Origin of the sequence: Micromonospora sp. CPCC 205554 (assembly GCF_036902745.1) — a bacterium.
GTDB lineage: Bacteria > Actinomycetota > Actinomycetes > Mycobacteriales > Micromonosporaceae > Micromonospora > Micromonospora tulbaghiae.
Window position 1 is genome coordinate 644,741 of the sequence record NZ_JBAKHP010000001.1, and the last position, 13,316, is coordinate 658,056.

Sequence of the window (13,316 nt, forward strand, 5' to 3'; positions counted from 1 at the left end):
GGGCGGGCGCCGGCCGACGCGGAGCGGGTGGCCCGTACCCGACCGGTGACGGCAACCGTCACCAGGACGCCTTGCGGACGCCCGGCAGCTCACCGCGCAGGGCCAGATCCCGGAACCGGACCCGGGACAGCCCGAAGCGGGTCAGCACGCCTCGTGGGCGGCCGTCGATCTGGTCCCGCGAGCGCAGCCGCACGGGGCTGGAGTCTCGCGGGAGCCGGCTGAGCGAGCGGACCGCGGCGGCGCGTACGACCGGATCGGTGTCCGGGTGGGCGATCAGCCGCTTCAGCTCCGCCCGGCGCTCGGCATGCCGAGCGACCAGGTCCTCCCGGCGGGCCTGCCGGTTGCTCAGGCTCTTCTTCGCCATCAGCGGGCCTCGCGGAACTCGACGTGCCGGCGCACGACCGGGTCGTACTTGCGCAGCACCATGCGGTCCGGGTCGTTGCGGCGGTTCTTGCGGGTGACGTACGTGTAGCCGGTGCCGGCGGTACTGCGTAGCCGCACGATCGGACGGACATCGGTCTGCTTGGCCATCAGAGCTTCACTCCCTTGGCGCGCATCTCGGCAACGACCTTTTCGATGCCCTTACGGTCCACGGTCTTCAGCGCCTTGGCGGTCAGGGTCAACCGCACCCAGCGGCCCTCCGACGGCAGCCAGTAGCGGTGGCTCTGCAGGTTCGGGTTCCACCGGCGACGGGTGCGCCGGTGCGAATGGGACACGGCATTGCCGAAGCTCGGCTCCGCCCCGGTGACATCACAGCGTCGGGACACGACTCGACTCCTCCTGGTTCGATCGAACGATAACGACAACGGTTTTCGTTTTTACATCAGCCAATCGGACAACGTTCGACCGGGGTCTTCCACCCGCCTCCCGCCCTCGACACCCCCACCCGCCGGCCGTCCATCACGTGCCTATAATGACAACCGTTTTCAACTCGCGTCGAGAGGACTGTGATGTCGACGTCACCGCTCGCACCCGCCGATCCCGGCGCCACGACGGCCGACACCCGCCCGTCGTTGACCGTGCTCAGTGGCTTCTGGCCGTCCGCGACGTACGCCGTCGCCCGCACTCTGCTGGCGGCGGACCCGGCGCTGTTGCTGGTCCGGCACGATCTCGCCGACCTGACCGCCGGCACCGTGCACCGAATCGTGCGCGACGCTGCCGGCGTGCTCGAGGACGAGCGGATCACCCTGGCTCACGGATGTGTCTCCTGCACGCTGCGAGAGGACGTGCTGCCCACCCTCGCCCGGCTGGCCCGCGCCCAGCCGCACCGCGACCTGCTGCTGATGCTGCCCGAGGTGGTCGAGCCCGAGGCGGTCGCCGCCGTCTGCGCGCACTGCCTCGTCGACGGTGCCCCGATCACCGACCTGATCCGGGTCGACTCCTTTGTCACAGTGGTCGACGCCGAGCACCTGCTCGACGGCCTGGCCGGCACGGACGACCTGAAGACCCTCGGCATCGCGGCCGCCGACAACGACGACCGGGCGGTGGCCGACGTCGTCGTCCGGCAGATCGAGTACGCCGACACCCTCGTCCTGTGGGGCGAGTCCCGCGAGGGCGCGTACGACACCGGTCGCCTGTCGGTGCTGCTGCAACGCATGGCGCCGTGGGCGGCGCAGGTCCGCGTCGACGGTGACCTCGTCGATGCCGGCACGCTGACCCGGCAGCTTCGCCACACCCACCGGCATCGGCCGGAGACCCCGGGGATCCTGAACCGTGGCCTGCAGGGTTACACCCTCGGCGCGCACGAGCCGGAGTCCGACTGCGGAGTGGTCTCCGCCGTCTTCCGTGCCCGCCGGCCATTTCACCCGCAGCGCCTGCACGACGTCCTCGAAGAGGTCAACGCCGAGGCGATCCGCTCGCGTGGGTACTTCTGGCTGGCCAGCCAACCCGACACCGTGGTCGCCTGGGAGTTCGCCGGCGGCGGCCTGGCCATGGGTTCCCTCGGGTACTGGCTGGTGAGCCTGCCGGAGCAGCACTGGAGGCACGTCGAGGACCATCGTCGCCTCGCCGCCGCCCTCGACTGGGATCCCTACTACGGCGACCGGCACCAGCACCTGGTCTTCATCGGCCTCGACATCGACCCTGTCGACCTGCACCGAACCCTCGCCGGGTGCCTGCTCACCGACGCCGAGCTCGCCGACGGTGAACAGACCTGGCGCACCTACCCCGACCCGTTCGCCGGCTGCTTCCCCCTCGGGACGGAGGAGCCGGCCGACACCGACACCGACACCGACACCGACACCGAAGGAGCGCAACCCGCATGAAGCCCGGTATCCACCCCGAGTACCGCCCGGTCGTCTTCCGAGACAAGGGCGCAGACTTTGCCTTCCTCACCCGCTCCACCGCAACCAGCGACCAGACGGTCGAGTGGACCGACGGCGACACCTATCCGGTGGTCGACGTGCAGATCTCGTCCGCCAGCCACCCCTTCTGGACCGGGACGCAACGCCTGCTCGACACCGCCGGCCGGGTCGAGAGGTTCCGCCGGAAGTACGCCCGCCACGGATCGCAGCGACCTCAATGACCGGGGCGCGCATCGACTGGGCGGCGCACACGACCCGCCTCGTCGACGCCGCCACGGCCGACCGGGCCTGCTACCGGGCCGTCGCCCGCGAGCTGGTCGCCCCCGGCGACCGGCTCGCGGTCGACGTCGGCCGCGGCGGCGCCGGCATGACCGTTGCCGTGGCCCGGCACATGGCCTGTGGCCGGGTTCTCGGCCGTGGTGCACCACCTCGGTGACCAGCAACGCGGCATCGACGCCCGGCGGCTCTGCCGGCCCGGGGCGGGCGGCTGGCGCTCGCCGAAGGTGGCCTTCCCGCCCGGCACCTGCCTGGGACCTCGCCGTGCACACCGCGCTGACCGGATCGACGTCGGCGAACCCGTGCCGGCCGCCCGCTGCCGAGTGTCACGGACCGCACCGGGAATCGGATTCGTCGTCATCGGCCGGCCTCTCGGATGATGTCCGCAACCGCCTGCCAACGGTGCGCTGTCTCGATCGGCCCGATCAGCGCCGGCCGCCCACCCGTCGCCGCACCGGTGAGCAGGACAGCGGGCGCCCGGTGGCAGGCGCCGAGACAATCCGCCCTGATGAGCACCCCGCCACGGCTGGACCGTACGGCTGCACGGAGAGCCTCGATGTGGTCCGGCGGGTCCTCCGGACCTTCGTGCCGTCCCCGTTCGCGCAGCGCGCGGCAGCGATGGCCGTCGCAGTAGGCGACCGTGAGACGGGCGGGCGGGGTGGCGCTCATCGGTGCTCCGTTCCCCCGGTCGCCGGTTGCGCCGGCACCACGGGCGAAACGTCCCGCATCGCGTCACCGACGAGCGACAACCCGCCCGGCCGCAGCGGCCCGTGCATCTCCTCGACCGTGGTGAGGAGTTCGTCCCGGCCCGGCCGGTAGCGCCGCATCACCGCCTCCCAGTTGCGCCGCCGTCGGGCAACGTCCGAGGGAGCGAGCATCCTCGACATGATCAGGCCCGGACCGGCTCGACGTGGTCGTGTTTGCGCAGGTCGCCGAGGTCCCACTCGGGAAACGGATCGGGCAGGGCCCGCCAGGCGGGCTCGCCGGCGGCGATCTCGTCGTCGGTGAGCAGGCAACCGGTCAGGGCCGCCCGCAGCCCGTCGCCGTCCAGACCGACGCCGATGAGGACCAGTTCCTGCTGCCGGTCCCCGAACACCGGGTGCCAGCGGGACTCCACCTCCGCCCGCTCGGCGGGTTCCTCCGGCCATTCCCCCGACACCGCGACCGGCACACCGGCCGGGTCGCAGCGACCGGACGGCCCGGCCTGGGACCAGAGCGCCACCACGTCCGGGCGGCTGGCCAGCCACAGGAACCCCTTCGACCGCACCACACCGAAGGCGTCCAGCCCGCCGGCGAGCAGCTCCCACAGGCGCCGCGGATGAAACGGCCGATGGTCGCGGAACACGATGCTGGAGATGCCGTACTCCTCGGTCTCCGGCACGTGCTCACCGTTGAGTTCGGCCACCCAGCCGGGCGCGGTTTCCGCACGTTCCAGGTCGAACCGCCCGGTGTGCAGGATCTCCACCGCTTCGACCCGCCCGTGGACGGCCCGAACCTGCCGGGCGGCCGGGTTGAGCCGGGTCAGCAGCGCCTCCACCACCGACAGGTCCGACGGGGCGATCAGATCCGTCTTGTTGACCACCAGCACGTCGGCGAACTCGATCTGGTCGACCAGCAGGTCGGCGACGCCCCGGTCGTCCCCCTCGTACGCGGCCAGCCCGCGCGCCTCCAGCGTCTCCCCCGCCTCGATCCGGGCCAGCAGCCCCGCCGCGTCGACCACGGTCACCGTCGTGTCCAGCCGGGCCAGGTCGTCCAGGACCTGCCCGTCCTCGACCCCGAAGGCGAACGTGGCGGCCACCGGCATCGGCTCGGAGATCCCGCTGGACTCGATCAGCAGGTAGTCGAAGCGGCCCAGGCGCGCCAGCCGGGCCACCTCGTCGAGCAGGTCGTGCCGCAGCGTGCAGCAGATGCAGCCGTTGGTCAGCTCGACCAGCCGTTCCTCGGTCCGCGACAGTGCCCCACCGTCGCGGACCAGCGCGGCATCGATGTTGACCTCGCTCATGTCGTTGACGATCACTGCCACCCGCAGCCCGTCCCGGTTGGACAGGACGTGGTTGAGCAGGCTGGTCTTGCCGGCACCGAGGAACCCCGACAGCACAGTCACCGGCAGCCGTCCGGTCACGGCTGATCCACCACCTGACGTCCCTTGTACAGGCCGCAGTGCGCGCAGGCCCGGTGCGGCACCACCATCTCCTTGCGCGGGCACGGGCAGGGGGTCAGCTGCGGCACGCTCCCCTTCCACTGCGCCCGCCGGTGCCGGGTGTTCGACCGCGACATCTTCCGCTTCGGAACGGCCATGAATACTCCTTCTGTTCGGTGTCCCGCCACAGGCTATCGGTATCGGTTTTCGTTTTCGCAACGTGGATCCGTGAGCGAGCCGTCTCGAGGGCGACGACACGGGCACGGGCACCATCCACCCGACCCACCCCTCCCGGCACCAGCACACGCGCGGGCCCGGGTGCGGACACATGGGCGTGCGGCGTGACGTATGCGAGCGCCGGCCACGCGGACGGCCGACCCTCGCGTACACGGTCAGTGCTGCCCGGAAGCGTCGGTGACGGTGCAGCCCTGGATACCGGCAAGTCGCACCGTACGATCGGCCAGGGCGGCGTCGGCGGCGTCGTGACCGGCGATGACCACCGCGGCGCCGGCGCGGACCCGTTCGGCGAGCAGATCGTGGACGTGTCGCCGGTTCGCCGCGTCGAGGGCGACCGTGGGTTCGTCCAGCACGTAGACGTCGGCGACCTGGACGAGAGCCTGGGCGACGAGGGCACGCTGGCGTTGCCCGCCGGACAGTTCGCGCAGTCGCCGCCGGGCCAGGTGGGCGAGGTCGAGCCGCTCCATGATCGCGCCCACCGCGATGCGGTCGCCGCGGTCCAGGCGTCGACGCGGCCGGAACCGGCCGATCCGGACGCACTCGGCGACGGTCAGCGGGAGCGCGTCGATGCCGGACGTACGCTGCGGGAGCAGAGCCAGCCGGCAGCCGGCCCGACGCCGGACACTGCCCTCGGCCGGCGCCTCGACACCGGCCAGCAGGTGCAGCAGGGTGCTCTTTCCGGAGCCGTTCGCGCCGGTCACGGCGACCGTGGAGGCGGCGTCCACGCGCAGGCTGATGCCCCGCAGGACGGGGGTGCCGCCGTACCGGAAGCCCACGTTCTCGACGGTCAGGATCTCGGCGTCCAACGCTCCCCCTAAATGATATCAGTTTTCATTTGCACTATAGTCCAGCCGGTGATGGCGCCCTTGTTCGAACCGTTCACCGTGTCCTTCGTCGTCCGCTCACTGATCGGCGGCGTCCTGCTGGCCGCGGTGTGCGCCCTGGTCGGCGTATGGGTGATCGCCCGCGGGATGACCTTCCTGGGCGAGGCCATGAGCCACGGCATGCTGCCGGGTGTCGCCATCGCGTCGATCCTCGGCGGCAACCTGGTCGTCGGGGCCGCCGCGAGCGCGTTCGCCATGGCGGTCGGCGTCAACGCCCTGCGGCACAGCCGCGAGTTCGGGCGCGACACCAGCATCGGGCTGCTCTTTGTGGGGATGCTCTCGGTCGGCGTGATCGTCGTGTCGCACTCGCGGTCGTTCGCGACCGACCTGACCGCGTTCCTGTTCGGCGACGTGCTGGCGATCCGGTGGCCCGACCTGCTGCTGCTCGCCGGCGCGGTCGCCGTGGTCGCGGTTGCCTCCGCCGTCTGCTACCGACCGTTCCTGGCGCTCACCTTCGACCCGCGAAAGGCCCGGACCCTCGGCCTGCGCCCGGAGATCGCCAACGCCGTCATGCTGGCCCTGCTCACCCTCACGATGGCGGTCGCCTTCAGCGTCGTCGGCACCCTGCTCGCCTTCGGGATGCTGATCGCGCCCTCGGCGGCGGCGATGCTCGTCGCGCGGCGGCTCCCGGCGGTGATGTTCGCCAGCTTCGGCATCGGCTCGGCCGCGACCGTGATCGGCCTGTGGATCTCGTGGTACGCGGCGACCGCTGCCGGCGCGACCATCGCGGCCGTCGCCGTTCTGCTGTTCTTCGTGATTCTCGGCGCGCGTCGGGTCACGACCGCGGTGCGACGCCGTCGGTCACCGGCCCTCACGCCCACCCCCGACCCCGTATCGGAAGGAAATTTGTGATCATCGGTACTACCAGACGGTTCTTCGGCGTGGCCGCCCTCTGCCTCGCGGTCGCGATCTCCGCGTGCGGCTCGCGAGGACAACAGTCACAGAACGTCGAGGAGGCGCCACACGGCTACGTGGAAGGCGCCGAGGAACTGGCCGAGGCGCAACCGGCCATCGCGTACGCGACCCGCGGCGGGCAGCGGTTGCGTCTGCTCGACCTGGGCACCGGATCCGAGAAGGAGATCGGGCTGTCGGTCGGTGCCGAGCGGCTCATCGAGGACGGCCGCTTCGTCTACGTCGACGGCGGCGACCGCACCCTGGAGATCGTCGACGCCGGGGTGTGGACCGTCGACCACGTCGACCACGTCCACTACTACCGGGCACCGGCCCGGCCGGTCGGCGCGCTGTCGCTCGACGCGCCGGTCCGGACGGTCGCCGGCTTCGGTGCCCACACCACGGTCGGTACCGCCGACGGCAAGGTGACGGTCCTCGACCGACGGGAACTCGAGGCCGGCAAGGTCGCCGAGCTGGCCACGATCGACTCGAGGAGTTCCACGCCGCTGGCCGTACCGTACGCCGAGAAACTCCTCGTCGCCGTGGGCGACGACCCCCGGCGTCCGGCCGACCGGATCGTCGCCATGGATGCGAAGGGCCAGCCGACCGGCGCCTTCGAGGCGCCCTGCGCGGCGCCCCGCGGGTGGGCCGTCCTGCGGGGCGGCGCCGTCATCGCGTGCGAGAACAGCGTCGTCCGGGTCAAGCAGAACGGCGACGAGCTGACCGCCGAGGTGCTGGCCTCCCCACGCACGCCGGTCCCCCCGGACGGGTTCGGCTACCGGCCGCGCAGCAACGAGGCCGCGGCGGCGGACCGCACCGGCATCTGGTCGGTGAACGCCGCCAAGGCCACCCTGCGGTACGTGCCGGTCACCGGCCGCGAACTGGTGGCCGCCGCGTCCCCGGCGGACGGCAGCACGGTGCTCGCCCTCGACGCCTCCGGCAAGCTGATCAGTTACGACCTCGAAACCGGCCGGGTTCTCGCCGAGAAGCCGCTGCGTGCCGCCGGGCTGACGCTGGACGCCGACCGCGCCTACCTGGCCGATCCGGAGAGCCGGGTCGTCCACGAGATCGACTACCGCGACCGGCTGCGCACCGCCCGCACGCTGAAGGTCGCCGAACGACCGGATCTCACCGTGGAGGTCGGCCGATGAGGCGACGAGGCCTCTTCGCCATGCTCGTCGTGGGTGCCCTGTTGACCGGGGGCACCGCCTGCACCTCGCCCGACACCTCCCGCATCGTGGTCACCACGAACATCCTCGGCGATGTCGTCACCGAGATCGTCGGCGACGAGGCAGAGGTCAGGGTGCTGATGAAACGCAACGCCGACCCCCATTCCTTCGCCGTCTCGGCCCAGGAGGCGCACACCATGCAGACCGCCGACCTGCTCGTCTACAACGGACTCGGGCTCGAAGAGGGCGTCCTGCGCCACGTCGAGGCGGCGAAGGCCGAAAACGTCCCGACCGTCGAGGTGGGAACCCGGATCGACCCGATGGAGTACCGGGAGGGCGACGCCGCAGGGCAGCCCGATCCGCACTTCTGGACGGATCCGGCGCGCGTGGTCGCGGCGGTACGGCTGCTCGCCGACGAGATCGTCGACCACGTCGGCGGAGTGGACGCCCGCGTGGTGCGGGAGCGCGCGGACGCGTACGCGAAGAAGCTCGCTGAGCTGGACACGGACCTCGCGCGGCGGTTCGCCGCCATCCCGGCGCAGCGCCGGGTCCTGGTCACCAACCACCACGTGTTCGGTTATCTCGCCGACCGCTACGACTTCCGGGTCATCGGCGCGATCATTCCGAGCGGCACGACGCTGGCATCGCCGAGTTCGTCCGATCTCGCCTCGCTCGTCTCCGCCATCCGGACCCACCGGGTGCCGGCGATCTTCGTGGACACCTCGCAGCCGGCGCGGCTGGCCGAGGTACTCGTCTCCGAGGCCGGCATCAGCGTCACGGTGACCGCCCTGTACTCGGAGTCGCTCAGTGACAGCGACGGCGACGCCCCCAGCTACCTGGCGATGATGCGCTTCAACACCGAGGCGATCATCGATGGCCTCTCCGGCTGAGGCACCCCGCCACCGGCCGAGCACGCACCCGCGTGTAAGGTAAATGAAAATGGTTGTCAGTTGCAATTGAGGAGAAGTTCGTGAGGCATCGTGGAATCAGCGGCGCAGCCGCCCTGGTGGCGGCCACGCTGGCGCTCACCGCGTGCGCGTCCGGTTCGGACGAGGGCAGCGCACCGTCGGCCGCATCGTCCGCGGCGCCATCGGTGAAGGAGCCGGTGGCGATCACCTACGACGGCGGCATCTACGTGCTCGACGGCGAGGCGCTGAAGGTGGCGCACAACGTCACCCTGCCCGGCTTCAACCGGGTGAACCCGGCCGGCAACGACACAGGCGTGTTCGTCTCCACCGAGTCCGGGTTCCAGGTCCTCGACGCGGCCGCCGGCAAGATGACCGATGTCAGCTACCCGGGTGTCAAGCCGGGCCACGTGGTGCTGCACGGCGACCGCACCATCCTGTTCACCGACGGCACCGGCGAGGTGCACAGCTTCGACCCGAGGAAGCTCGCCGACGGCAAGCCCGAGGGACGCACCTACAAGACCGCGCAGCCGCACCACGGCGTGGCCGTGGAACTCGCCGACGGCACCCTGCTGGTGACCCTCGGCACCGAGGAGTCCCGCCCGGGAGCCATCGCGCTGGACAAGGACGGCAAGGAGATCGCCCGCAGCGAGGAGTGCCCCGGGGTGCACGGCGAAGCCGTCGCCCAGGGCGAGGTCGTGGGCCTCGGCTGTACCGACGGCGTACTGCTGTTCAAGAACGGCGCCTTCGTCAAGGTCAGGAGCGCGGGTACGTACGGCGCCGTCGCCACCCAGGCCGGCAGCGAGAAGTCCCCGGTCCTGCTCGGCGACTACAAGGTCGAGCCGGACGCGGAGCGCGAGTTCCCCGAGCAGTTCGCGCTCGTCGACACGGCGGCCCAGAAGCTCCAGGTCGTACCGATGCCCACGGGTGTCAGCTACAGCTTCCGCTCGCTGGCCCGCGGCCCCCAGGGCGAGGGCCTCATCCTCGGCACCGACGGCAAGCTGCACGTGGTCGACCCCACCTCCGGCAAGTTGACCAGCTCGTGGCCGGTGGTCGGCGCGTGGAAGGAGCCGATGGACTGGCAGGAGCCGCGCCCGGCCCTGTTCGTCCGCGGTGACGACGCCTACGTCACCGAGCCCGCCACCAAGAAGGTGCACCGCCTCGACCTCACCACCGGCAAGGTCGTCGGATCGGTGACGCTCGACGCGACCCCCAACGAGATCAGCGGCACGCTCTCGGCGCACTGACGTCCCGCTCACCGGCGGTGGAGACGAACCTCGTCCCCACCGCCGGTGGCATGTCCGGCGTCGTGGCCGGCGCCCCGCCGGCCGCCACGGTCCGGTGCGGGAACTCTCCACCGCGCTGGTGTCGCGGGTTCGACCGGGACGTCCTTCACTTCGGTCGTCGGCAGGAGCGCGTGCCGCGGCCGGGGTGCGGCGGCGCCGGCCCGGGAGGACCGGTGCGGCCGGCTCGCCTGCCAGCGAGCCGGCCGCACCGGTCGCGGTGTCCGCTCCGTGAGGCGTGAGGCGGGAGCGGGGATGATCAGACGGTGAGCGTCCAGGTGTTGAGGTAGCCGGTGTCGGCGGAGTAGACGTCGCGTACCTGAAGCCGCCAGGTGCCGTCCGCCGCCTCGGAGGAGAGGTTGACGGTGTAGGTGGCGTTGACGTTGTCGGCGCTGTCCGAGCCGCTGCTGTTCTTCAGCCGGTAGCTGGTGCCGTCCGGTGCGAGCAGGTCGATGACCAGGTCACCCCGGTAGGTGTGGACGATGCCGACCGCCACGGTTGCGGTCGCCGAGGCGTTGCGCCCGCAGCCGGAGATGGCGATAGCGCTGGTCACGGCCGAACCGGCATCCGGGATCGTCACATCCGTACCGTTGGTGCCGGTGCAGCCGGTCGGCGGGGGTGGCGGCGGCGTGCTTCCGTTGACGACGTAGAGCAGCTTGTTGGGCGAGCCGCTGCCGGGACCGGTCACCACGTTGCCGGTGGCGTTGTTCACCAGGTAGTCGCGGACCTGCTGCGGGGTCCAGGACGGGTTGGCGCCGGCCACCAGCGCCGCCGCACCGACCACGTGCGGGGTGGCCATCGACGTGCCGCTGATCGTGTTGGTCGCCGTGTCGCTGCTGTTCCAGGCGGATGTGATCGACGAGCCGGGTGCGAAGATGTCCAGGCACGTGCCGATGTTGGAGAAGGACGAGCGGGCGTCGCTGCTGGTGGTCGAGCCGACCGTGATCCCCTCGGCGGTGCGCGCCGGTGAGGTGTTGCAGGCGTTCGCGCCGTAGTCGTTGCCGGCGGCCAGACCGTAGGTGACGCCGGAGGCGATGGAGTTGCGCACCGCGGCGTCCAGGGTGGTGTCGACGCCGCCGCCGAGGCTCATGTTGGCCACCGCGGGCTTGATCGCGTTGGCGGTGACCCAGTCGACGCCGGAGACGACGCCGGCGGTGGTGCCGCTGCCGGAGCAGTTGAGCACCTTGACCGCGACCAACTGCACCCCCTTCGCCACGCCGTGGGCCGAGCCGCCGACGGTGCCGGCGACGTGCGTGCCATGGCCGTTGCAGTCGGTGTTGTTGCTGTCGACGGTGTTGGTGCCCCAGGTGGCCCGGCCGCCGAAGGCGCTGTGCGTGGTGCGGATGCCGGTGTCGATGATGTAGGCGCGCACGTTGCTCGCCGTGTTCGGGTAGGTGTAGGAGCTGTCCAGCGGCAGGTTGCGCTGGTCGATGCGGTCCAGGCCCCACGACGGCGGGTTGGTCTGGGTGGCACTGATCGAGACGGTGTGGTTCTGCTGCACGTAGGCCACGGACGGGTCGGCGGCGATCCGCGCGGCGGCGCGCGCGTCGACCCGCACTTCGAAGCCCCGCAGCGCGGCGCCCCAGGTGCGGGCGACCGCGCCGCCGTGCCGGCCGGTCAGCCGCCGGGCGGTGTCTGCGACCCGGGCCCGGGTGACCGCGGTCTCCTTGAACACGACGAGGTAGCTGTCGGCGACGGCGGTGGCGCCGCCCGCCTCCCTCACCACGCCGACGCGGTCGGCTGCCATGGCGGGGGTGGCCGCCATCAGCATCGTCAGGGCGGCCACCCCGACGAGCGCGGACTTGCACGATGGACGCATCTGCATTCCTCCTCCGGCCGGCGCCGGACCGTCCGTCCGCGGTAGCAGAGTGATCGATCGGCACCGATTGACGACGAGCATAGGATTCGACGGCCCGGCCAGGGCATAACAGATGATGGATATCTCGAGGTTATGGCCGACGCCGGCCTCGGCTACGCGCGGCCCACGCCTGGTTCGCGCCGAATGCCGACCACCATGTCGCCCCGATCGACGACACGTGTCCACTTTCTGCCGGCACGGGCCTTCGAGCATCTACAGTAATGCGCATGAAAACGGTTATCGCCTGGGCGCGCCCGGCAGGTCAGCTGTGAAGATCGCTTTCGTCGGCAAGGGCGGCAGCGGCAAGACGACCCTCGCCGCCATGTTCGCCCGACACCTCACCGGCCGGGGCCCGGTGCTGGCCATCGACGCCGACATCAACCAGCATCTGGCGGCAGCCCTCGGCGCGCCCGCCTCCGTCGCCGCGCAACTGCCGCCGCTCGGCGAGCACCTGCCCGAGATCAAGGAGTACCTGCGGGGCACGAACCCGCGGATCGGCTCCGCCGCCGAGATGGTGAAGACGACCCCGCCCGGCGCCGGATCCCGGCTGCTGCGGGTGGTGGACGACAATCCCGTCTACGCCGCGTGCGTCCGGGACGTCAACGGCGTGCGTGTCGCGGCGACCGGGGCCTTCACCGCCGAGGATCTCGGTGTCTCCTGCTACCACTCCAAGGTCGGCGCGGTGGAGCTGCTGCTCAACCACCTGCAGGACGGACCGGGCGAGTACGTGGTGGTGGACATGACCGCGGGGGCCGACTCGTTCGCCTCAGGGCTGTTCACCCGCTTCGACCGCACCTTCCTGGTCTGCGAGCCGACCCTGCGCAGTGTCGGTGTCTACCGGCAGTACGCCGGCTACGCCCGCGACTACGGCGTCGCCCTGTCCGTGGTCGGCAACAAGGTCGAGGACGCCTCGGACGTGGACTTCCTGCGCGAGCACGTGGGCGAGGACCTGCTCACCTGGGTGAGCCGCTCGGCCTACGTACGGCGGGCCGAACGCGGCGCGGTCGAGCCGTTGTCACATCTGGAGGCGGCCAACCGGGCGGTCCTGGCTCAGCTCACCCGGGCGGTGGACGACACCGCGCAGGACTGGGACGCCTTCGCCCGGCACGCCCACGAGTTCCACCGCCGCAACGCGGTCGCCTGGGCCAACGACCGCACCGGTGTCGACCTCACCGCCCAGATCGACCCCGACTTCCGACTGGGCTCCACCCGCGCCGCCACGTCGGCGGCGGCAACCGCCTGACATCGAGGATGCGCCCGCCGAGCGGCGGCGGGCGCATCCGGGCGGAATGCCGAGACCTCCGGACATGCATCGATGCTGATATGCGTACCTCGCACTTGGACAGTCCTGTTGAGGATGGCTACCGTTC

General features: G+C 71.2%; 16 protein-coding genes. 8 read left to right on the plus strand and 8 right to left on the minus strand.

Annotation, left to right across the window (positions count from 1 at the left end):
• Positions 1-58 precede the first annotated feature (58 nt).
• The 3 genes from rpsN to rpmB are packed head-to-tail and all read right to left on the minus strand — an operon-like array spanning position 59 to position 767.
• Positions 59-364, minus strand: coding sequence for a 30S ribosomal protein S14 (gene rpsN, locus V6U82_RS02835; protein WP_334458993.1), 306 nt, complete (start codon positions 362-364; stop codon positions 59-61).
• On the minus strand, positions 364-531 hold the full coding sequence (gene rpmG / locus V6U82_RS02840) for a 50S ribosomal protein L33 (protein ID WP_128136474.1): 168 nt from the start codon (positions 529-531) through the stop codon (positions 364-366). The genes rpsN and rpmG overlap by 1 nt, the downstream gene beginning before the upstream one ends.
• The gene (gene rpmB, locus V6U82_RS02845; protein ID WP_128136475.1) at positions 531-767 is read right to left on the minus strand and encodes a 50S ribosomal protein L28; all 237 of its coding nucleotides are present in this window, start codon (positions 765-767) and stop codon (positions 531-533) included. The genes rpmG and rpmB overlap by 1 nt, the downstream gene beginning before the upstream one ends.
• A 180-nt stretch (positions 768-947) precedes the next feature.
• Between rpmB and V6U82_RS02850 the strand changes: the two genes are divergently transcribed.
• From V6U82_RS02850 to V6U82_RS02860, 3 genes are read left to right on the plus strand one after another with little or no spacing between them, the layout of a single operon-like run.
• Complete coding sequence (locus V6U82_RS02850; protein ID WP_334458994.1) at positions 948-2,264, plus strand: CobW family GTP-binding protein; 1,317 nt, start codon at positions 948-950, stop codon at positions 2,262-2,264.
• Positions 2,261-2,524, plus strand: a complete 264-nt coding sequence (locus V6U82_RS02855; protein ID WP_334458995.1) for a type B 50S ribosomal protein L31 — start codon at positions 2,261-2,263, stop codon at positions 2,522-2,524. Before V6U82_RS02850 ends, V6U82_RS02855 begins: the two co-directional genes overlap by 4 nt.
• Positions 2,521-2,739 (plus strand): hypothetical protein, encoded by a 219-nt coding sequence (locus tag V6U82_RS02860; protein WP_128136478.1) that lies wholly within the window; start codon positions 2,521-2,523, stop codon positions 2,737-2,739. The genes V6U82_RS02855 and V6U82_RS02860 overlap by 4 nt, the downstream gene beginning before the upstream one ends.
• 505 nt (positions 2,740-3,244) lie before the next feature.
• Here the strand turns inward: V6U82_RS02860 and V6U82_RS02865 are convergent.
• From V6U82_RS02865 to aztA, 4 genes are all read right to left on the minus strand, one after another.
• Complete coding sequence (locus tag V6U82_RS02865) at positions 3,245-3,457, minus strand: hypothetical protein (RefSeq protein ID WP_334458996.1); 213 nt, start codon at positions 3,455-3,457, stop codon at positions 3,245-3,247.
• A gap of 11 nt (positions 3,458-3,468) precedes the next feature.
• Positions 3,469-4,701 (minus strand): GTP-binding protein, encoded by a 1,233-nt coding sequence (locus V6U82_RS02870; RefSeq protein WP_334458997.1) that lies wholly within the window; start codon positions 4,699-4,701, stop codon positions 3,469-3,471.
• On the minus strand, positions 4,698-4,877 hold the full coding sequence (gene rpmF, locus V6U82_RS02875) for a 50S ribosomal protein L32 (protein ID WP_128136480.1): 180 nt from the start codon (positions 4,875-4,877) through the stop codon (positions 4,698-4,700). Before rpmF ends, V6U82_RS02870 begins: the two co-directional genes overlap by 4 nt.
• Positions 4,878-5,111: 234 nt before the next feature.
• Positions 5,112-5,762, minus strand: coding sequence for a zinc ABC transporter ATP-binding protein AztA (aztA, locus tag V6U82_RS02880; protein ID WP_258544655.1), 651 nt, complete (start codon positions 5,760-5,762; stop codon positions 5,112-5,114).
• Positions 5,763-5,813: 51 nt separating this feature from the next.
• Between aztA and aztB the strand changes: the two genes are divergently transcribed.
• The 4 genes from aztB to aztD all read left to right on the plus strand — a co-directional run bounded on the left by aztB (position 5,814) and on the right by aztD (position 10,052).
• Positions 5,814-6,692: a zinc ABC transporter permease AztB gene (gene aztB, locus V6U82_RS02885; protein WP_128136481.1), complete on the plus strand. Its 879-nt coding sequence runs from the start codon at positions 5,814-5,816 to the stop codon at positions 6,690-6,692.
• Positions 6,689-7,882, plus strand: a complete 1,194-nt coding sequence (locus tag V6U82_RS02890; protein ID WP_334458998.1) for a hypothetical protein — start codon at positions 6,689-6,691, stop codon at positions 7,880-7,882. Before aztB ends, V6U82_RS02890 begins: the two co-directional genes overlap by 4 nt.
• Entirely contained in the window at positions 7,879-8,790 is a 912-nt protein-coding gene (gene aztC / locus V6U82_RS02895) for a zinc ABC transporter substrate-binding protein AztC (RefSeq protein ID WP_334458999.1), read from the plus strand. Before V6U82_RS02890 ends, aztC begins: the two co-directional genes overlap by 4 nt.
• 80 nt (positions 8,791-8,870) lie before the next feature.
• Positions 8,871-10,052 carry a zinc metallochaperone AztD gene (gene aztD / locus V6U82_RS02900; RefSeq protein WP_334459000.1) on the plus strand — a complete coding sequence of 394 codons (1,182 nt, stop codon included), beginning with the start codon at positions 8,871-8,873 and terminating at the stop codon, positions 10,050-10,052.
• A 295-nt stretch (positions 10,053-10,347) separates the two neighbouring features.
• Here the strand turns inward: aztD and V6U82_RS02905 are convergent, their stop codons facing one another.
• On the minus strand, positions 10,348-11,907 hold the full coding sequence (locus V6U82_RS02905) for a S8 family peptidase (RefSeq protein ID WP_334459001.1): 1,560 nt from the start codon (positions 11,905-11,907) through the stop codon (positions 10,348-10,350).
• Positions 11,908-12,214: 307 nt separating this feature from the next.
• Between V6U82_RS02905 and V6U82_RS02910 the strand changes: the two genes are divergently transcribed.
• Complete coding sequence (locus V6U82_RS02910) at positions 12,215-13,189, plus strand: ATP-binding protein (protein ID WP_334459002.1); 975 nt, start codon at positions 12,215-12,217, stop codon at positions 13,187-13,189.
• Positions 13,190-13,316: the final 127 nt, after the last annotated feature.

Excerpts from the sequence above, each read along its gene's own strand:
- rpsN (WP_334458993.1), bottom strand. The coding sequence starts at position 364 with ATGGCGAAGAAGAGCCTGAGCAACCGGCAGGCCCGCCGGGAGGACCTG.
- rpmG (WP_128136474.1), bottom strand. The coding sequence starts at position 531 with ATGGCCAAGCAGACCGATGTCCGTCCGATCGTGCGGCTACGCAGTACC.
- V6U82_RS02855 (WP_334458995.1), top strand. The coding sequence starts at position 2,261 with ATGAAGCCCGGTATCCACCCCGAGTACCGCCCGGTCGTCTTCCGAGAC.
- V6U82_RS02860 (WP_128136478.1), top strand. The coding sequence starts at position 2,521 with ATGACCGGGGCGCGCATCGACTGGGCGGCGCACACGACCCGCCTCGTC.
- V6U82_RS02865 (WP_334458996.1), bottom strand. The coding sequence starts at position 3,457 with ATGCTCGCTCCCTCGGACGTTGCCCGACGGCGGCGCAACTGGGAGGCG.
- rpmF (WP_128136480.1), bottom strand. The coding sequence starts at position 4,877 with ATGGCCGTTCCGAAGCGGAAGATGTCGCGGTCGAACACCCGGCACCGG.
- aztB (WP_128136481.1), top strand. The coding sequence starts at position 5,814 with ATGGCGCCCTTGTTCGAACCGTTCACCGTGTCCTTCGTCGTCCGCTCA.
- aztC (WP_334458999.1), top strand. The coding sequence starts at position 7,879 with ATGAGGCGACGAGGCCTCTTCGCCATGCTCGTCGTGGGTGCCCTGTTG.
- V6U82_RS02905 (WP_334459001.1), bottom strand. The coding sequence starts at position 11,907 with ATGCGTCCATCGTGCAAGTCCGCGCTCGTCGGGGTGGCCGCCCTGACG.